Annotated in this window: 18 protein-coding genes; 10 read left to right on the forward strand and 8 right to left on the reverse strand. The window is 72.7% G+C overall.

What is annotated here, in order from left to right:
• Window positions 1–46: 46 nt before the first annotated feature.
• Together AB5J73_RS30870 and AB5J73_RS30875 are read right to left on the reverse strand one after the other, a co-directional pair.
• Window positions 47–1,114 (reverse strand): P1 family peptidase, encoded by a 1,068-nt coding sequence (locus tag AB5J73_RS30870; RefSeq protein ID WP_370962184.1) that lies wholly within the window; start codon window positions 1,112–1,114, stop codon window positions 47–49.
• Window positions 1,111–1,719, reverse strand: a complete 609-nt coding sequence (locus AB5J73_RS30875; protein ID WP_370962185.1) for a TetR/AcrR family transcriptional regulator — start codon at window positions 1,717–1,719, stop codon at window positions 1,111–1,113. The genes AB5J73_RS30870 and AB5J73_RS30875 overlap by 4 nt, the downstream gene beginning before the upstream one ends.
• Window positions 1,720–1,839: 120 nt before the next feature.
• Here AB5J73_RS30875 and AB5J73_RS30880 point away from each other — a divergent pair, with 120 nt between their 5' ends.
• Both AB5J73_RS30880 and AB5J73_RS30885 read left to right on the forward strand, forming a co-directional pair.
• Window positions 1,840–3,222, forward strand: a complete 1,383-nt coding sequence (locus AB5J73_RS30880; protein WP_370962186.1) for an APC family permease — start codon at window positions 1,840–1,842, stop codon at window positions 3,220–3,222.
• A 100-nt stretch (window positions 3,223–3,322) separates the two neighbouring features.
• Window positions 3,323–5,005 carry an SIR2 family protein gene (locus AB5J73_RS30885; protein WP_370962187.1) on the forward strand — a complete coding sequence of 561 codons (1,683 nt, stop codon included), beginning with the start codon at window positions 3,323–3,325 and terminating at the stop codon, window positions 5,003–5,005.
• Window positions 5,006–5,011: 6 nt separating this feature from the next.
• On the opposite strand, the gene AB5J73_RS30890 is transcribed toward AB5J73_RS30885, so the two are convergent.
• Together AB5J73_RS30890 and mftR are read right to left on the reverse strand one after the other, a co-directional pair.
• Entirely contained in the window at window positions 5,012–5,170 is a 159-nt protein-coding gene (locus tag AB5J73_RS30890) for a hypothetical protein (protein ID WP_370962188.1), read from the reverse strand.
• Between the two features lie 345 nt (window positions 5,171–5,515).
• The gene (gene mftR, locus AB5J73_RS30895) at window positions 5,516–6,136 is read right to left on the reverse strand and encodes a mycofactocin system transcriptional regulator (RefSeq protein WP_370962189.1); all 621 of its coding nucleotides are present in this window, start codon (window positions 6,134–6,136) and stop codon (window positions 5,516–5,518) included.
• A gap of 110 nt (window positions 6,137–6,246) precedes the next feature.
• On the opposite strand from mftR, the gene mftA reads away from it, so the two are divergent.
• The 7 genes from mftA to mftD all read left to right on the forward strand — a co-directional run bounded on the left by mftA (window position 6,247) and on the right by mftD (window position 12,214).
• A complete protein-coding gene (gene mftA, locus AB5J73_RS30900) occupies window positions 6,247–6,348 on the forward strand; it encodes a mycofactocin precursor MftA (protein ID WP_370962190.1) in 102 nt (33 codons plus the stop codon).
• Entirely contained in the window at window positions 6,338–6,619 is a 282-nt protein-coding gene (gene mftB, locus AB5J73_RS30905; RefSeq protein ID WP_370962191.1) for a mycofactocin biosynthesis chaperone MftB, read from the forward strand. The genes mftA and mftB overlap by 11 nt, the downstream gene beginning before the upstream one ends.
• Window positions 6,619–7,761 carry a mycofactocin radical SAM maturase gene (gene mftC / locus AB5J73_RS30910; RefSeq protein WP_370962192.1) on the forward strand — a complete coding sequence of 381 codons (1,143 nt, stop codon included), beginning with the start codon at window positions 6,619–6,621 and terminating at the stop codon, window positions 7,759–7,761. Before mftB ends, mftC begins: the two co-directional genes overlap by 1 nt.
• On the forward strand, window positions 7,761–8,444 hold the full coding sequence (mftE, locus tag AB5J73_RS30915; protein ID WP_370962193.1) for a mycofactocin biosynthesis peptidyl-dipeptidase MftE: 684 nt from the start codon (window positions 7,761–7,763) through the stop codon (window positions 8,442–8,444). The genes mftC and mftE overlap by 1 nt, the downstream gene beginning before the upstream one ends.
• 361 nt (window positions 8,445–8,805) lie before the next feature.
• The gene (locus AB5J73_RS30920) at window positions 8,806–9,591 is read left to right on the forward strand and encodes a mycofactocin-coupled SDR family oxidoreductase (protein ID WP_370962194.1); all 786 of its coding nucleotides are present in this window, start codon (window positions 8,806–8,808) and stop codon (window positions 9,589–9,591) included.
• Entirely contained in the window at window positions 9,588–10,997 is a 1,410-nt protein-coding gene (gene mftF, locus AB5J73_RS30925; protein WP_370962195.1) for a mycofactocin biosynthesis glycosyltransferase MftF, read from the forward strand. Before AB5J73_RS30920 ends, mftF begins: the two co-directional genes overlap by 4 nt.
• The gene (gene mftD, locus AB5J73_RS30930) at window positions 10,994–12,214 is read left to right on the forward strand and encodes a pre-mycofactocin synthase MftD (protein ID WP_370962196.1); all 1,221 of its coding nucleotides are present in this window, start codon (window positions 10,994–10,996) and stop codon (window positions 12,212–12,214) included. Before mftF ends, mftD begins: the two co-directional genes overlap by 4 nt.
• On the opposite strand, the gene AB5J73_RS30935 is transcribed toward mftD, so the two are convergent.
• The 3 genes from AB5J73_RS30935 to AB5J73_RS30945 form a co-directional block, all read right to left on the reverse strand.
• Window positions 12,208–12,762, reverse strand: coding sequence for a snapalysin family zinc-dependent metalloprotease (locus tag AB5J73_RS30935; RefSeq protein ID WP_370962197.1), 555 nt, complete (start codon window positions 12,760–12,762; stop codon window positions 12,208–12,210). The two genes, mftD and AB5J73_RS30935, sit on opposite strands and share 7 nt — an antisense overlap.
• A gap of 179 nt (window positions 12,763–12,941) precedes the next feature.
• A complete protein-coding gene (locus AB5J73_RS30940; RefSeq protein ID WP_370962198.1) occupies window positions 12,942–13,499 on the reverse strand; it encodes a TetR/AcrR family transcriptional regulator in 558 nt (185 codons plus the stop codon).
• A 2-nt stretch (window positions 13,500–13,501) separates the two neighbouring features.
• The gene (locus tag AB5J73_RS30945; RefSeq protein WP_370962199.1) at window positions 13,502–14,986 is read right to left on the reverse strand and encodes an MFS transporter; all 1,485 of its coding nucleotides are present in this window, start codon (window positions 14,984–14,986) and stop codon (window positions 13,502–13,504) included.
• A gap of 92 nt (window positions 14,987–15,078) precedes the next feature.
• Between AB5J73_RS30945 and AB5J73_RS30950 the strand changes: the two genes are divergently transcribed.
• Window positions 15,079–15,309, forward strand: a complete 231-nt coding sequence (locus AB5J73_RS30950) for a hypothetical protein (RefSeq protein WP_370962200.1) — start codon at window positions 15,079–15,081, stop codon at window positions 15,307–15,309.
• 370 nt (window positions 15,310–15,679) lie between these two features.
• Here the strand turns inward: AB5J73_RS30950 and AB5J73_RS30955 are convergent, their stop codons facing one another.
• Window positions 15,680–16,849 (reverse strand): ROK family protein, encoded by a 1,170-nt coding sequence (locus AB5J73_RS30955; RefSeq protein ID WP_370973397.1) that lies wholly within the window; start codon window positions 16,847–16,849, stop codon window positions 15,680–15,682.
• Window positions 16,850–16,973: the final 124 nt, after the last annotated feature.

The raw sequence follows: 16,973 nt of genomic DNA on the forward strand, positions 1-16,973 counted from the left end.
TGGGGACCGCGGTTAGGAGGAGAGCGCGGACATCGGAACGACCCCGTCAGGGACCCCTCCAGTGCGCGGCCGGCAGCGCGGGAACCCGGTGCCCGCGGTGGCCGGTCATCTCCCGGTTGGCCACCAGCGCGTTGAGCACGGCCTCCTCGACCGCCTGCACGACCGCTTCGAAGAACGGGTCGATCCGGCCCCACGGCACGAACCGGAGGTGCTCGTACTCGGCCTCGGTGGTGCGCGGGAAGGCGCTCGTCAGCGCGCCGGGGTTCGCCGTGCTGAAGGCGAGGAACAGGTCGCCCGAGAAGTGCGAGCCGGTCGTGCCGGTGCGGGCCAGGCCGAGGGGGACGCGGCGGGCCAGCGCCGTGCACTGCCCCGGCAGCAGGGGCGCGTCCGTGCCGACGACGACGATCACCGAACCCGCGCCGGGCGGCGCCGGGGCCCACTCGGCCATCGGGTCGTCCGCCGCCAGGAGCGGGCCCACGGCCTCCCCGGCGACCGTCAGCTCGCGGCGGCTGCCGAAGTTCGCCTGCGCCAGCACGCCCACGGTGTACTCGTCGGAGCCGTACTCGACGAGCCGGGACGCCGTGCCGGTGCCGCCCTTGAAGCCGTAGCACGTCATCCCCGTGCCGCCGCCGACGGAACCCTCGTCGAGCGCGCCGCCGCGGGCGGCGTCGAGGGCCGCGATCGCGTGTCCACTGTGGATCGCCGGGGCGTTGATGTCGTTGAGGTAGCCGTCCCAGGTCTCGGCGACGACCGGCAGCAGCCACTCCGCCGCGACGTCGGGCCGCTCGCGCACCACCCAGTCGATCACGCCGCGGTGGCACGGCCCGACGGCGTGGGTGTTGGTGATCAGCACCGGCAGGGCCAGCGAACCGGTCTCGGCGAGCCAGGCGGTGCCGGTCATTTCGCCGTTGCCGTTCAAGGAAAACGTCCCGGCCGCGCACGGCACCGGGAAGTCCGCGCGGCCGCGGGGGAGGATCGCGGTGACGCCGGTGCGCACCGAGTCGCCTTCGACGAGCGTCGTGTAGCCGACTTCGACGCCCGGGACGTCGGTGAGCGCGTTGTGCGTGCCGGGCCGTCCGGGCAGCGGGATGCCCAGGTCGCGGGCGCGGGTCATGACGGGTCCTCCAGGCTGCGGGTGGTCGCGATGCGGGCGAAGGAAAGCAGCATCGCTTCGGCGGTGGCCCGGTCCACGGTGGGCACGGCCTGGGTGAGGTGCAGGCCGTAGCCGTCCTCGAGCGCGACGAGGTTGCGCGCGATCGCGACCGGTTCGGCGGTCAGTGCGAATTCGCCGGTCGCCGCCCCGGCTTCGAGGATGCCGGTGTAGATCCGCACCTGCCGCTCGAACAGCGCGACGTGCCGGGCGGCGTAGGCGGGGTCTCGGCGGGCGATCGTGCCGAGTTCGTAGAGCAGCACGCACAGCTCGTCGGACGGCCCGCTGGGCAGGCCGCTGCGGATCGTGGCGAGCAGCCGTTCCCGCGGCGTCCCGCTCCGGGCGGCGTCCTCCCGCTGGGTGCAGAAGCGCTCGACGGCTTCCTGCTGCACCTCCCGCAGGAGGTCGGTCAGGGTGGGGAAGTAGTAGAGCACCGAGCCCGAGGAGAGGCCCGCGCCGTCGGCGATGTCCCGCAGCCGCAGGTTGAGGACCCCGCGCTCGACGACGGCGCGGCGCGCCACCGCGATCAGCTCGGCCCGCCGTTCGGGGGCCCTGCTCGGTCGTGCCATGCGCCTCATTGTTCGAACGATCTTTGAAAAAAGCAAGGGCTTGACGAGCTGGCTTCGAACGCCTTTGATGCGTGGTCACTCGGTTTTTCGAAGGAGCTTCAGAGAACTGGAGGCCCGCTCGTGACCACCCCCGCCCTGCGCCGCGGCCTGCGCACCCTCGGCACCCTGCTCATCACGCTCTCGGCGATCAGCCCCGCGTCGTCGGTGTTCATCATCGCGCCGGGGGTGCTCACCGGCGCCGGGACCGGCGCGTTCTTCAGCTTCGCGGCCGCGGCGGTGGTCGGCGTGTTCATGGCGTTCGTCTACGCCGAGCTCGCGTCGGCGTTCCCCGTGGCCGGCGGCGAATACGCGATCGTGGCCCGCACGCTGGGCCGGCTGCCCGGCTTCGCCGTGCTGGGGCTGATGATCGTCACGCAGGTGCTGATCGTCGCGGTGATCGCGCTCGGCGTCGGGACGTACCTGGGGGTGCTGTTCCCCGGCCTGCCCGGGCCGGCGGTCGCGGCCGTGACGTGCGTGCTGGCCGCCGTCGTCGGGGTGTTCGACATCAAGCTGAACGCGTGGGTGACCGGCGTCTTCCTGGCCATCGAGATCCTCGCGCTGGTGGTGGTCGCCGCGCTCGGCCTGCTCCACCCGGCCCGCCCGTTCACCGACCTGCTCGCCCACCCGGTGGCGGCCGACGGCGGCCCGGCGACGATCGGCGCCATCGCGATCGCGACGTCGGTGGCGATGTTCGCCTACAACGGCTACGGCTCGGCGGTGTACTTCGGCGAGGAGACCCAGGACGCCTCCCGCGGCATCGCCCGCGCGATCCTCCTGGCGCTGGCGATCACGGTGGTCGCCGAGCTGGTCCCGGTCACGGCGGTCCTGCTGGGCGCGCCCGACCTCGGCGCGCTGTTCGGCTCGGAGAACATGCTGTCGGCGTTCATCAGCGCCCGCGGCGGCAGCACGCTCGACACGGTGCTCAGCCTGGCGGTGGCGCTGGCGATCGTGAACGCGGTCCTGGCGATCGTCCTGATCAGCTCCCGCCTGGTCTTCAGCAGCGGCCGCGACCGCGCCTGGCCCGGCGCGGTGAACCGGGCCCTGGCGGCGGTCCACCCCCGCTTCGGCACCCCGTGGGTGGCGACGGCCGGCACCGGAATCGTGGCCGCGGCGCTGTGTTTCGTGGACCCGCAGCTGCTCCTGGTGGTGACGAGCACGTCGATCGTGGCGGTCTACGCGGCCCTCTGCCTGGGCGCGATCATCGGCCGCCGCACGGGTTCGACGGCCCACGCGCGGTACCGCATGCCGTGGTTCCCGGTCGCGCCGGTGCTGGCCTTGGCGGTGCTGGTGTTCGTGGTGTACCAGAACGTCCTGGACCCGGCGGTCGGCCGGCCGAGCCTCCTGGTGACGGCGGGGATCGTGGTGCTGGCGGTGGGGTACTACGCACTGGTGCTGCGCCGCCGCGGCGGGTGGGAGCTGGCCGAGCCGGTGGCGGAAACTCCTCGTTCCCGGACAAATAGGTGACAAATCGTGGGTGACGGGATCCTGTAACAGGCCCAGTGCGTTGCACGACTAGCGGAGGCGATATCCGGGAAACAAAACGCACGACGCACCGAGGTTGCGCATGGACGAAGGTTCCCCGTCGAGAATGCTCGACCCCGACCTGTTCGACCGGGGCGACATCTTCTGCTTCGACACGCAACCGTACCTGGGAGAACTGTTCGAAACCGTCCGGGCGCGCAAGAAGCCGCTGACCGTCGTCGTCGGTGCCGGGGTGTCGATGAACTCCAGCCTGCCGTCTTGGCGGGAACTCATCGACCGGATGACGAACGAGATCGAGAACTCGAGCACGAAGATGATCGCGTTGCGCGACAGTTCCGATCTGATGCGGAAAGCCGAGATCGTCCTGCAGATCTTGAAAGACGGCGGTGGTGATCTCGAAGACCACGAGTTCATCCGGCGGGCGCTCTATTCCGATTCGCACGTCACGCCGGGAGTGCTGGCGGAGTCGATCGCGCGGCTGGTCTGCGCGAACCGGAAGTACGCCCGCAAGCGGGCCCGGCTGCTGACGACGAACTTCGACGAGATCCTCGAAGCGGCATTGAGCGCGTACTTCGCCGAAGACGAGGTGAAGTCGTTCTCGCTCGAACTGGGCGGCAGTTCCGCGTGGACGGACTGGGATCGATTCCTCCGCCGGATCGGCGTGATGCACTTGCACGGCCTGGTCCGCCAGCAGGGCGACCCCGGCGAGCCGATCGTCCTCACCGAGTCCCAGTTCCTGAAGTACGGTGCGCAGGTGCGGGAAGTCATCTCGAACGCGCTCGAGGGTGCCTGCACGATCTTCATCGGGCTGGGCATGTCGGACCCGAACCTCGTCGGCCCGCTCTACGCGACCGCAGAGGAGAGGCCGCCGCGCTTCTCCCTGGTGGTGCCGCCCGGCGTCGACGGGGTCACCACGACCGAGGCCGCTCGCTACGCCATCAACTCGGCTCGCTACCTCGAGGACAAACTGGGCCTCAGGCCGATCTTCCTGAAGTCCTACTCGCAGCTGAACCAGGTCATCTCGGATCTCGCGCTCGCCGTGGTGGAACCGCGGCGGTACCGGCCCGACGTGCAGAGCGACGCCTCACTCGTCTACCGCCGGCGGCTCACCCGGGCGCTGGACGACTGCTATGCGGGTGTCGGCTGCGAGAAAACCGTGGAGATCCCCACCGGTCAAGCCGCCGAAGAACTCACGACCCGGTTGCACCGGGCGCTCGAAATCGAGAACGGTCCGCTTCCCGTCTTGCGGGAACTCGCGCTGCGGTACGGTCATCCGCTCGGCGGCGCGGGCGAGAACTTCGGCCTGTTCCTGTGGCTGCGCAGCCGGGAGCTCGAAGACCGGCGGCACCGCTACATCCTCAACCTCGTCGGGACGTCGGTGTACGCGCACCGCGAAGACTGGTCGCTGCGCCACCACGTGAAAATCAGCCGGGAAACGGAGTTCGCCGCCGCGCAAGCGGTCTTCACGGGCATCGTGCAGGCGACGAACCTCACGCCGACCCCGATCGCCCAGATCTGGCGGGGGATTTTCGCGATGCCCATCCTCATGTCCGGGATCGGCAGTGACCGGATGATCGGCGCCGGCCCCGCCGACGTCTTGACGGTGGGTGCCATCACGCTCAACTCGACGTTCGTCATCACGACCAACGGCGAGCCGGTGCCGCCCGGGGATCTGTCGTTGATCAGCAAGCTGGACTCGGTGGACAAGAACCTGCTGCTCGAGAGCCTGGACAAGGCCGCGCAGTACGCGATCCACCCGAGCTGACGCGGGTCAGTCCTTTTTGGCGCGCTTGGCCTTGATGACCGGCACCCGGCCGGGCACGGACACGTAGACCGAGTTGCCGACTTTCCGCTTGGGGGACTGGCCGATGACCGGCTCGCCGCGTCCGCCGGGGGTTTCCCGTTCGCGCGCCGCCGCGTCTGTGCTCATGGCGTCAACCCTTCGCGTCGGACGACCTCTGCGCGGAGAATCCCACAGCGGCCTGGAGAAGTGATCGAAGAACACTTTCCGCTACCCACATTACGCCGATCGGGGGTCAAAGTCGCTGCTTGCTTGAACGAGGCATGCATGCGATCACCCTCCGCATCCAGTCGGCCGATCAGATCACTTCGGGATACCAACGCCGGACCTGCGTGAATCTGGCAGATCGCAGTGAATATGTTACGGGCGGTAGTATCAGTGGGCAATCTGGTTGCTACCGAAGTCGCCGGCCCCGGCCGAACTGTTACCGCGTGAACCCGGATCGGGGCGGGCCGATTTTTCACCGGCCCTCCGTCAGATCCCGGGCTCGATGACCCCCGGGTCGGCGAACCCGCTCGCCAGCGCCCGCAGCGCCGCGTCCAAGTACACCGTCAAGTCCGCGTCCGCACGAGCCGACCAGCGCTCGTACGCCGCGCGGCACGTCGCCAGGACCGCGCGGCCGACCGCCAGCGGGTACAGCGCGTCCGCCGGCTGGCCGGTGCGCGTGCCGACGTACGCGCTGACCGCTCGCTCCCACGCGTCGTAGTGGCGGGTCGCGCTGGCCGCCAGTTCCGGCACCGAGCTGAGCAGGTGCATCCGCAGCCGGAGTTCCGGGACGTCCTCGGCGCGGTAGTGGTTGGCCGCGATGACCGCTTCGCGGACCGCGTCCAGGATCGGCAGGCCGGCGTCCGCCGCGGCGAGGTGCTTGGCGATCGCGCCGACCTCGGCGTCGAACTCGTTCCACAGGACGTCGGACTTGGCGTCGTAGTAGCGGAAGAACGTGCGGCGGCTGACGCCCGCGGTCGCGGCGATCTCGTCGACCGTCGTCTCGTGGAAGCCGCGCTCGGTGAACAGGCGCAGCGCGATGACCTCCAGTTCGCGGGCGCTCGTGCCGGGTGGCCTGCCGCGGCGGGCCGCGGGGGTGCGCTGGGTCATCCGGGTGCCGTTCCCTTTCCGGGGGTTGTTTCCGACACTGCGTGACATTACTCTGCTCGATATTCGTCACAGTGTGCCGAAAAGGAAGTCCCCGTGCCGAAGGAGTCACGATGACCGACAAGATCGCCGAAGAGCCCGTCGAGGAGACCCCGGTCGCCGAAGACCTGCTGGTCGAGGAGGTCTCGATCGACGGGATGTGCGGTGTCTACTGAGCCGTTCGACCTGGACGCGGCCTGGCGGCTCGACAGCCGGGTCGCGATCCGGCCGGAACGGTTCGGGGCGCTGCTGTACCACTTCGGCACCCGCCGCCTGTCCTTCCTGAAGAGCCCGGCCCTGCTGACCGTCGTCCGTTCCCTGGACGCGCACCCGAGCGCCCGCGCCGCCTGCGCCGGGGCCGGGGTGGGCCCGCCCGAGCTGCCGAGCTACCGCGCCGCGCTGGCCGCGCTGGCCGCATCGCGGATGATCCAGCCGAGGAGTGCCTGATGTCCCTTGTGGACGAATTCCAGTACGGGCTCGACGCGCCCATCTGCCTCACCTGGGAACTCACCTACGCCTGCAACCTTTCCTGCGTGCACTGCCTTTCCTCCTCCGGGCGGCGGGACCCGCGCGAACTGTCCACAGCGGAGTGCACGGCGCTGATCGACGAGTTCGAGCGCATGCAGGTCTTCTACGTCAACATCGGCGGCGGCGAGCCGACCGTCCGCCCGGACTTCTGGGAGCTCGTCGACTACGCGACCGAGCACCACGTCGGCGTCAAGTTCTCCACCAACGGCGTCAAGATCACCCCGGAGGTGGCGCGCCGGCTGGCCGCGAGCGACTACGTCGACGTCCAGATCTCCCTGGACGGCGCCACCGCCGAGGTCAACGACCACGTCCGCGGCCCCGGCTCGTACGACACCGCGATCCGCGCCATGCGGAACCTGGCCGACGCGGGCTTCGAGAACTTCAAGATCTCCGTGGTGATGACCCGGCACAACGTAAGCCAGCTCGACGCGTTCAAGGCGATCGCCGACCGCTACGGCGCCCAGTTGCGGATCACGCGGCTGCGCCCGTCCGGCCGCGGCGCCGACACCTGGAACGAGCTGCACCCGACCGCCGCCCAGCAGCGTTCGCTGTACGACTGGCTGGTGGCGAAGGGCGAGAACGTCCTCACCGGCGACTCGTTCTTCCACCTGGCCGGCTACGGCGGCGGCGGGCTGCCGGGCCTGAATCTGTGCGGCGCCGGGCGGGTGGTGTGCCTGGTCGACCCGGTCGGCGACGTCTACGCCTGCCCGTTCGCCATCCACGACACCTTCCTGGCCGGCAACACCCGGTCCGAGGGCGGCTTCGCGCGCGTCTGGCGGGAATCCGAGCTGTTCACCTCGTTGCGCAGCCCGCAGAGCGCGGGCGCGTGCACGTCGTGCTCGGCCTTCGACGCCTGCCGCGGCGGCTGCATGGCCGCGAAGTTCTTCACCGGCCTGCCGCTGGACGGCCCGGACCCGGAATGCGTGCGCGGCCACGGCGAACTCGCGCTGGCGGGCGTCACCAGCGTCCCGAAGCCGTCGCTGGACCACTCCCACCGGCGGCGCCCGGTCCCGGTCACCATCGGGATGCGCCGCCCCTGCGACGAGAACCCGCTGGCCTGATGGTGCGCCTCGCGGACCTGTCCTGGCCGGACGCCGCCGCCCGCGCGGCGGCGGGCGCGATCCTGGCGGTCCCGGTCGGCGCGACCGAGCAGCACGGCCCGCACCTGCCGCTGACGACGGACACCGACATCGCCCTCGCGCTGTGCGACCGGCTCGCCGAAGCCCGCCCGGACGTCGTGGTGGCCCCGGCGGTGCCGTACGGCTCGAGCGGCGAGCACGCGGGGTTCGCGGGGACGCTTTCGATCGGCCAGGAGGCGACGGAGGTCTTGCTGGTGGAACTGGGCCGCTCGGCGGCGGAGACGTTCGGGCGGCTGCTGTTCGTCTCCGCGCACGGCGGCAACACCGGCCCGGTGACCCGCGCGGCGGCCCGGCTGCGTGCGGAGTCGCGGGACGTCTCGGTGTTCCGGCCGCACTGGCCGGGGGAGCCGCACGCGGGCCGGGCGGAGACGGCACTGCAGCTGGCCATGCGCCCGCGCAGCGTCCGGATGGACCGCGCGGTCGCGGGCGACCGCCGCCCGATCGGCGAGCTGCTGCCGCTGTTGCGGGAGGGCGGAGTGCGCGCGGTGACGGCAACCGGCGTACTCGGCGACCCGGCTCCGGCGACCGCCGCCGAGGGGGCGCAGTTGCTGAGCGAGCTGACGGCGGCCCTGGTGTCGCATGTGGACGGATGGGGACGGGGATGACGACGCGGAGCGAGCCCGGCGCGGCCCCGGCACCGCCCGCGACACGCGCCCGGGCGGCTGCGATGTGTGCTCGGGCGAGGTCGTGGGCGGCTGGGATGGGGCCGCGGGCGAGGTCTCGAATGACTCATTCGGGACCACTGGCGTCGCGGATGAGTCATTGGGGACTGCTGGTGTCGCGGATGAGTCATGGGGGACCGCGGACGTCTCGAATGAGTCATTGGGGACTGCTGGTGTCGCGGATGAGTCATGGGGGACCGCCGGCGTCTCGAATGAGTCATTCGGGACCGCGGACGTCTCGAATGACTCATTCGCGACCTCCCAAGCCGCCGATGACTCAGGCGCGACACCCGCGGAGGCCGCGATGACCGCCCGGGTCGCGCTCGTCACCGGCGCCGCGCGGGGGATCGGGGCCGCCACCGTCCTTCGCCTGGCGCAGCAGGGCTACGCTGTCCTCGCCGTCGACCTCGCCGCCGACGATCCCGCCCTGCCCTACCCCCTGGGCACCGAAGCCGAACTCGCCGCCGTCGTCGAAACGGCGGGCGGGAAAACCGCCGCCTTCGTCGCCGACGTCCGGGACCCCGCGGCCATGCGAGCCGCCGTCGAAGAAGCCGAACAGCGCTGGGGCGGGCTCGACGTCGCCGTCGCCGCGGCCGGGGTCGTCGCCGGGGGCGTGCCGCTCTGGGAGGTGCCGCAAGACCAGGAACGGGCCGTGCTGGAGGTCGACCTCCACGGGGTCGTCCACCTCGCCCGCGCCGCCGTGCCCGCGCTGCTGCGGCGGCCGCGGCCCCGGTCGGGCCGGTTCCTCGCCGTCGCTTCGGCCGCCGCCACCCGGGGGCTGCCCATGCTCGCCGCCTACTGCGCCGCGAAAGCCGGGGTGGCCGGGCTCGTCCGGGCGCTCGGGGCCGAGCTGGGGGAGACCGGCGTGACCGCCAACGCCGTCAGCCCGGGCTCCACCGACACCCCCATCCTCGCCGAAAGCGCCCGGCTCTACGACCTCCCCGACGCGACCGCTTTCGCCGCGCAGCAACCCGTGCACCGCCTGCTCGACCCCGGCGAAGTCGCCGCCGTGCTGGCGTTCCTCGCCGGGCCGGACAGCGGGGCCGTGACCGGCGCCGTCGTGCCCGTGGACGGGGGGCTGGCCCTGTGACGCCGTTGCCGGCGGGGTTCCGCATCGCACTCGACCGCGACACCAAGCAGCTGACCGCTGACCTCCTCTTCGGCGGCTCCCCGGCCCGGGTGGTGCGGCTGACGGCCGCCGGGCAGGCCGCGCTGCGGGACCTCGCCGACGCCCCGGTCGCCGCCACGGCCGCCGGCACGCTCGCCCGGCACCTCACCGACGCCGGGCTCGCCCACCCGCTGCCGCCCGAGCCGGACCACCCCGCGGACCTCACCGTCGTCGTCCCGGTCCTCGGCCGGCCCGGGCCGCTGGCCCGCTGCCTCGCCGGGCTCGGGGACCGCCACCCCGTCCTCGTCGTCGACGACGGCTCGGCCGACCCCGCCGCCATCGCCGAGGTGGCCGCGGCGCACGGGGCGGAACTCGTGCGCCGGGACGTCAACGGCGGTCCCGGCGCCGCCCGGAACACCGCGCTGGACCACGTTTCCACCGAGCTGGTGGCCTTTGTGGACAGTGACTGCGTGCCCGCGCCCGGCTGGGTGGACCCGCTGGCCGCCCACTTCGCCGACCCGCTCGTCGCCGCGGTCGCGCCCCGCGTGCGGGCCCTCGCCGCGGACACCGCCGCCGGCCGGTACACGCGGGCCGCCTCCAGCCTCGACCTCGGGGACCGGCCGGCGCGGGTCGCACCCGGCACCCGGACGTCGTACGTGCCGACCGCCGCGCTCGTCGTCCGCCGGAGCGCGATCACCGGCATCGGCGCCTTCGACCCCGCGCTGCGCGTCGGCGAGGACGTCGACCTGGTCTGGCGGCTGCACGCGGCCGGGTTCCGGGTCCGGTACGCCCCGGACGTCACCGTCGCCCACCACGAACCCGAAACCTGGCGCGCCCTCTTGGGCCGGCGCGCCCGCTACGGCACCTCCGCCGCGCCGCTGGCGAAGCGGCACCCGGGCGCGCTCGCGCCACTGGCGCTGCACCCGTGGCCCGCCTTGACCGTCGGCGCGCTGCTGGCCGGCCGGCCGCTGCTCGCCGCGGGCGGGTTCGCCGGCGCGGTGGCCGGCATGGTCCGCACCGTGCGCGCCCACGACGTCCCGGCCGACGGCGTCGTCCGGGCGATGGCCACCGCCGTCCACCAGACGTGGCTCGGCTGCGGCCGCTACGGCACCCAGTTCGCGGCGCCGCTGCTGGCCGCCCTGCTGGTCCCGCGGGGGTGGCAGCGCCGCGCCGCCGTGGCGTCGCTGCTGTTCGGCCCGCCGCTGACCGCGTGGGCGAAGACCAGGCCCGGACTCGATCCCGTCCGCTACACCGCGGCCGCGATCGCGGACGACGTCGCGTACGGCGGCGGCGTCTGGGCCGGCTGCCTGGCCCACCGCACCCTCGAGCCGGTGCGCCCGGCGCTCGTCCGCCGCCCGGTGCGCTTCACCACGAAGGGAACCCGATGACCACCTGGTTCGAATCCATCGCCGAGGCCCAGCGCCGCGCGAAGAAACGGCTGCCCGCGTCGGTCTATTCCGCGCTGATCGCCGGCTCGGAGAAGGGCCTCACCCTGGCCGACAACCTCGGCGCGTTCGACGAGCTGCGGTTCGCACCGCGGACGGCGGGCCACCACGCGCAACGAGACCTGGCGACACACGTGCTCGGCCGCGACATCGCCCTCCCGGTGCTGATCTCCCCGACCGGGGTGCAGGCCGTGCACCCCGACGGCGAGGTCGCGGTGGCCAGGGCGGCCGCCGCGCGCGGGACGTCGATCGGGCTGTCCTCCTTCGGCAGCAAGCCGATCGAGGAGGTGGTCGCCGCGAACCCGAACACCTACTTCCAGGTCTACTGGACCGGTACGCGCGACGACATCGTGCGGCGGCTGGAGCGCGCCCGCGCCGCCGGGGCCGCCGGCATCATCCTCACCCTCGACTGGTCGTTCTCGCACAGCCGCGACTGGGGCAGCCCGCACATCCCCGAGCGGCTGACCCCGCGCGAACTGCTGCGCTTCGCCCCGGAAGGCCTGACCCGCCCGCGCTGGCTCCTGGACTACGTCAAGACGCGGCGGCTGCCCGACTTGAGCGTGCCGAACATGGCGTCACCGGGCGAAGCGGCGCCGACGTTCTTCGGCGCGTACGGCCAGTGGATGCAGACGCCGCCGCCGTCGTGGGAGGACGTGGCCTGGCTGCGCGCGCAGTGGGACGGGCCGTTCCTGCTCAAGGGCGTGATCCGGGTCGACGAGGCCCGCCGCGCGGTCGACGCCGGCGTCAGCGCGCTCTCGGTGTCCAACCACGGTGGCAACAACCTCGACGGCACCCCGGCCACGATCCGCGCGCTGCCCGCGATCGCGGACGCCGTCGGCTCGGAGGTGGAAGTCCTGCTGGACGGCGGGATCCGCCGCGGCAGCGACGTGGTGAAAGCGCTGGCGCTGGGGGCCAAGGCGGTCCTGATCGGCCGCGCGTACCTGTGGGGCCTGGCCGCCGGCGGGCAGGCCGGGGTGGAGAACGTCCTCGACGTGCTGCGCACCGGGATCGACTCGACCGTGCTGGCGCTGGGCAAGAAGAGCGTCCACGAACTCACCCGGGACGACGTGCTGGCGCCGGACGGCTTCGCGGTCGAACTCGGCACCGCGCACGAAGGTGGCCCGGACCGGAGCCCGGGCCACCTTCAGCGAACTCAGTAGCCGTACACGGTTTCGTAGACCCGCTCCTGCGCGTTCGTCGCCACGAGGCCGTTGGCCCACAGCGAGTTCACGCGGCTGCGCTCGGCGGAGTTCGGCACCGCGTTGGTGCAGGACGGGCCGGGGCCGCCACCCGACATCAGCTCCGAGCACGGGCCCGAGTAGTGGTCGGGCAGCCCGAGGGCGTGGCCGGTCTCGTGGGCCGCGATGCGGGTCGGGTTGTACTGGCGGGCCTGGGTGTAGTCGATGAAGATGGTGCCGCTGCCGTGCCCGTTGGTCGAGGCGTAGGAGCCGCGGGGGTCGTTGCCCTCGGTGTAGCGCAGGCTCGCGCCGGAGTTGCGCTCGACCAGTCTGACGTTGGTCACGCTGCGGTTCCAGTTGGCGGCACCGGCGTTGATCACCGAGCGGAACGTCGGTGCGCTGGCGGTGCTGTAGTACACCGTGGTGACCGCGGCTTCCTGCTCGGTGGCGGCCGACGCGGTCCCCGCGGCGAGCGGGGTCATGGTCAGGGCGAGCGCGACAGCGCCGGCCAGGGCGAACTTCCTCGACATCGGAAGACTCCTCGTGGGGGACGGGGATTTGCCGGATTTGCGCGCGCTGTCGAAAATTTACCGGGTGTTTGCCCAATCCGGAGCCGACTTCCGTAGGGCGGTGCGAATGGTGATTTACCAGTACTGACTGCGGGTTGACAAACACCGGCGGACGCGCTCGCGGCCGGGCGCCGCCGCGGTCAGGCGTCCAGCGTCAGCGCGATGAGCTGCTGCTCCAGCTTCCGCGCGGCCGCCACCTCGAGGCCGACCCCCCACAGCGGCGCGGTGCTGGCGCCGTCGGCCGCCGCGACGACCAGGGTGACCACGTGGTCGGGCAGGCCGTCCGCGCGCAGTTCCCCGTTCCACCGCTCGGCGTCCGCGCGGGCGAGCTCGGCGATCTCGGGGATCGAGATCAGCTGGGCGACGAGCGCGATGTTCTCGCGGACGGCGATCTCGTCGTAGGAGGTGTCCAGCGACGCCCGGACGTACGCGCGGGTCAGCCGCCCCGGTGCGGTGTCCTCGGGGTCGAGCGCCGCCTGCACCTCGGCGCGGTAGGTGTCCAGGATGTCCTGCGCGAGCGCGCGCACCAGGGCGTCCTTGGCCGGGAAGTGGTACAGCAGCCCGCCTTTCGACACCCCGGCCGCCTTGGCGATGTCGTCGAGGGACGCCGAGATCCCCCGGGTGCGGATGACCGACCCGGCGGCGTCGAGCAGCGCCCGGCGCGTTTCTTCCGGGCTCCGCCCGGCTTTGCGAGGCATGCTCAGTCCTTTCCGGACGGAATGGTGCGCCAGGCGATCACCGCCGCGATCGCGGTGACGGCGGCGGCCGCGACGGACGTTACCTGCATGGCGCCGGTGAAGGCTTCGCGGGCGGCCTGCGCCGGCCCGGACGCCGGGTCGAGCACGGCCACCGCGCCGGCGAGGGAGTCCCGGGCCGCCGCGGGGGCGTCCTCGGGCAGGAACGCGCGGTAGACCACGGTGACCAAGGAGCCGAGGAGCGCGATGCCGAGCGCGGCGCCGAGTTCGTACGCGGTTTCCGAGATCGCCGACGCCGAGCCGGCCTTGTCCCGGGGCACGGCGGACAGCACCGAGTCGACGGTCAGCGTCAAGGCCAGCCCGACGCCGAGCCCGACCGGCAGCAGTGCCAGCGCGAGCCAGCCGTAGTGCGACGCGCGTTCCGCCACGGAAACCAGCGCCAGCCCGAGCGCGGCGACGCCGAGGCCCGCCGCGACCGCGCGGCCCCGGCCGAGCCGGGCGACGACCACGCCCACCGCGGCGACGACGACGATCGACGCCAGCGTCGCCGGCATCTCCGCCAGCCCCGCCGCCAGCGGGCCGAAGCCGCGGACGAGCTGCAGGTACTGGGAGAAGAAGAACAGCAGCCCGGTCAGCGCGAAGACCGAGACGAAGTCCGCGAGGACCGCCCCGCTGAAGGCGCGGTTGCGGAACAGCGCGACGTCGATCAGCGGATCGGCCACCCGCCGCTGCCGCCGGACGAACGCCGTCCCCGCGGCCAGGCCGATCCCGGCCGCGAGCGCCACCTGAACGTCGACGCCCGAGCCGACGGCGTGCTTCACGGCGTAGACGAGCGGGACGATCGCGGCCATCGAGAGGCCCGCGGAGAGCAGGTCGAAGCGTCCCGGCCGGGGGTTCTTCGACTCGGGCAGCAGCACGGCGCCGGCGATCAGGAAGACGGCGACGATCGGCACGTTGATCAGGAACACCGAGCCCCACCAGAAGTGCTCCAGGAGCGCCCCGCCGACGAGCGGGCCGAGCGCGATGCCGCCGCCGGAACCGGCCGACCAGATCGCGATGGCGCGGGTGCGCTCGCGCGGGTCGGTGAACAGGCCGCGGATGAGCGAGAGCATCGACGGCATGATCGTCGCGGCGGCGATCCCGAGCAGCAGCCGGGCGGCGATGAGCACGCCGGCGGTGGGGGAGAAGGCGGCCAGCGCGGAGGCCAGCCCGAACGCGGCGGTCCCGAGCAGCAGGACCTTTTTGCGGCCGAAGCGGTCGGCGAGGTTGCCCGCGGTGACCAGCAGGCCGGCCAGCGCGAGCGAGTAGACGTCGCCGATCCAGAGGATCTCGGTGGCCGTCGGCGCGAGCTCCCGCGTGAGCGACGGCACGGCCAGGTAGAGCACGGTCCCGTCGACGGCGAGCAGGAGCACGGCACCGACGAGCACGCCCAGTGCCGCCCAGCGGCGCCGGTGGCTCAACGGCTCGATGGCCGGGGTCAGGGTCGTCATGCGATTTACTATACCGTCTGGACGGTACAGTAAAGTGGCGAGACGGGTCACAGTGGCGGGCGACGCGCCTAGAATGGCGGGAGGAGGTGGACATGACGTCGGAAGAGCTGATGATCGAGTTCGCCTTGACGCGCCTGGACCACCCGGACCTGGACCTCGAGGACCTGGCGGCACTCATGGTGCGGCGGGGCGGGCCCGAGCGGGTGCTGGAGTTCGCTTCGGAGAACCTGGCGGAGCGGGGCGAGCTGCGGGCGGCCCCGTTCCCGGCAGCGGTCGAGCACGTGCTGCGGGTGGTGCTGACGTTGCGCGGCCCTTCGGACTAGCCCCCGCCGGCGGCAGCCGGGGCGCGTGCCGCGGCGGTGGGGTCGGTGCACTTGGGTGGTGCCGGTGGTGTGCGGTCCTTCGGATCAGGCCTCGCTGGCGGTGCGGGTGCAACCGCGGTGGTCGAGCACGTGCTGCGGATGGCGCTGCGCGGTCTTTCGGATCAAGCCCCGCCCGCCACCCGGCGCAACCCGCGCCGGTCGAACAGGTGCTGCGCGGTCCTCGGGAGCAGGCCTCACTGGCGGTGCGGGCGCACCTCGCGTCAGTTGAAGGCGTGCTGGGGATGGGTGCTGCGCGGTCCTTCCGGCCAGCCCCCGCCAGCCGCGCCACGCAACCCGCGCCGGCTGAGCCGGTGCTCCGCGGTCCTGCGGATCAAGCTCCGCCCGCCACCCGGCGCAACCCGCGCCGGTCGAACACCAGCTCCCGGGCCGTCCCCAGGGCCGTTGCGATGGCGCCCGCCAGGACCGCGTCCTCGCCCAGCTGGCCCGCCACGATCTCCGGGACCACCGGCACCGTCGCGGCCAGTGCCGTCCGCATCGGTGGGGCCAGCAAGTCCGCGTTGCCCCCGATCCCGCCGCCGAGCACGATGAGCCGGGGGTCGAGTACCGCGGTGACCGCCGCGACCACGTACGCCAGCTTCTCCGCTTCCTCCTCGACCACCCGGAGGGCCCGCGAGTCGCCGTCCCGGGCCAGCCGGAACACGTCCTTCGCCGATCGCGCCGCCAAGCCCAGCGACCGGGCCGCCGAGACGACCGCCTGGCCCGCGGCCGCCGTCTCCACCGGGCCCGGCCGCCGTGGGCCCGTTCCCGCCGGGAGCGGGCCGAACGGCAGGTCCGCGATCTCGCCCGCCGCGCCGTGGGCGCCCCGGAACAGGCGGCCCTCCACCAGCAGTCCCATGCCGATCCCCGTGCCGACCGTCAGGCACACCAGCACGTCGACACCCAGCGCCGCCCCGAGGGCGTGCTCGCCCACCGCGCACAGGTTCGCGTCGTTCTCCACCACGACGTCCGAGCCCGCGCCGGCCAGTGCCGCGACGAGCTCGTGCAGCAGCCCGCGCCGCTCCCAGCCCGGGAGGTTCGGCGCGCGGTGGACCGTGCCGGACGCCGGGTCGGGGACGCCCGGGGTGCCGACCACCGTCGCGACGACGTCGTGCGGGGCCAGCCCGGCCGAAGCCGCCGCGCGGTCGACGGACTCGCTCACCGTGCGCACCAGAGCGCTCGCCGAGCGGCACCGGTTCGGCTCGTCGAGGCGCGCGACGATGCTGCCTTCCAGGTCGGCCACGGCGATCCGGATCGCGCGCCGCCCGATGTCGACGCCGACGACGTGCCCGGCGTCCGGCGCGGCCCGGTAGACGACGGCCGCGCGGCCCGGCCCGGCCAGGCTGCGCCCAGTGGTCCGGACCAGTCCGTGCTGCTCGAGGTCGAGCAGCGCCTGTCCCACCGTGGGTTTCGAAAGCCCGGTTTCCGCCGCGATCTGCGGCCGCGTCGCCTCGCCGTGCACGCGCAGCCGGTCCAGGACCAGGCGCTGGTTCAGTGCCCGCATGTTCGCCGGGGTTCCCACCTGCGGCCCGTTTTGCCCCACGCCATCCTCCTGTGTTGCCGCAAGTTTATCCACGGAACTCTTTCGGCTCCGCGCGTTCTATGTTAAGAAACTTTACTAACTACTA

Source organism: Amycolatopsis sp. cg9 (assembly GCF_041346945.1).
Taxonomy (GTDB): Bacteria; Actinomycetota; Actinomycetes; order Mycobacteriales; family Pseudonocardiaceae; genus Amycolatopsis.

Coding starts and splice junctions, on each gene's coding strand:
- AB5J73_RS30920 (WP_370962194.1), top strand. CDS start 8,806: ATGACCGCCCGGGTCGCGCTCGTCACCGGCGCCGCGCGGGGGATCGGG.
- mftA (WP_370962190.1), top strand. CDS start 6,247: ATGACCGACAAGATCGCCGAAGAGCCCGTCGAGGAGACCCCGGTCGCC.
- AB5J73_RS30935 (WP_370962197.1), bottom strand. CDS start 12,762: ATGTCGAGGAAGTTCGCCCTGGCCGGCGCTGTCGCGCTCGCCCTGACC.
- AB5J73_RS30885 (WP_370962187.1), top strand. CDS start 3,323: ATGGACGAAGGTTCCCCGTCGAGAATGCTCGACCCCGACCTGTTCGAC.
- mftC (WP_370962192.1), top strand. CDS start 6,619: ATGTCCCTTGTGGACGAATTCCAGTACGGGCTCGACGCGCCCATCTGC.
- mftE (WP_370962193.1), top strand. CDS start 7,761: ATGGTGCGCCTCGCGGACCTGTCCTGGCCGGACGCCGCCGCCCGCGCG.
- AB5J73_RS30950 (WP_370962200.1), top strand. CDS start 15,079: ATGACGTCGGAAGAGCTGATGATCGAGTTCGCCTTGACGCGCCTGGAC.
- AB5J73_RS30945 (WP_370962199.1), bottom strand. CDS start 14,986: ATGACGACCCTGACCCCGGCCATCGAGCCGTTGAGCCACCGGCGCCGC.
- AB5J73_RS30875 (WP_370962185.1), bottom strand. CDS start 1,719: ATGGCACGACCGAGCAGGGCCCCCGAACGGCGGGCCGAGCTGATCGCG.
- mftR (WP_370962189.1), bottom strand. CDS start 6,136: ATGACCCAGCGCACCCCCGCGGCCCGCCGCGGCAGGCCACCCGGCACG.
- mftD (WP_370962196.1), top strand. CDS start 10,994: ATGACCACCTGGTTCGAATCCATCGCCGAGGCCCAGCGCCGCGCGAAG.
- AB5J73_RS30955 (WP_370973397.1), bottom strand. CDS start 16,849: ATGCGGGCACTGAACCAGCGCCTGGTCCTGGACCGGCTGCGCGTGCAC.
- AB5J73_RS30940 (WP_370962198.1), bottom strand. CDS start 13,499: ATGCCTCGCAAAGCCGGGCGGAGCCCGGAAGAAACGCGCCGGGCGCTG.
- AB5J73_RS30890 (WP_370962188.1), bottom strand. CDS start 5,170: ATGAGCACAGACGCGGCGGCGCGCGAACGGGAAACCCCCGGCGGACGC.
- AB5J73_RS30870 (WP_370962184.1), bottom strand. CDS start 1,114: ATGACCCGCGCCCGCGACCTGGGCATCCCGCTGCCCGGACGGCCCGGC.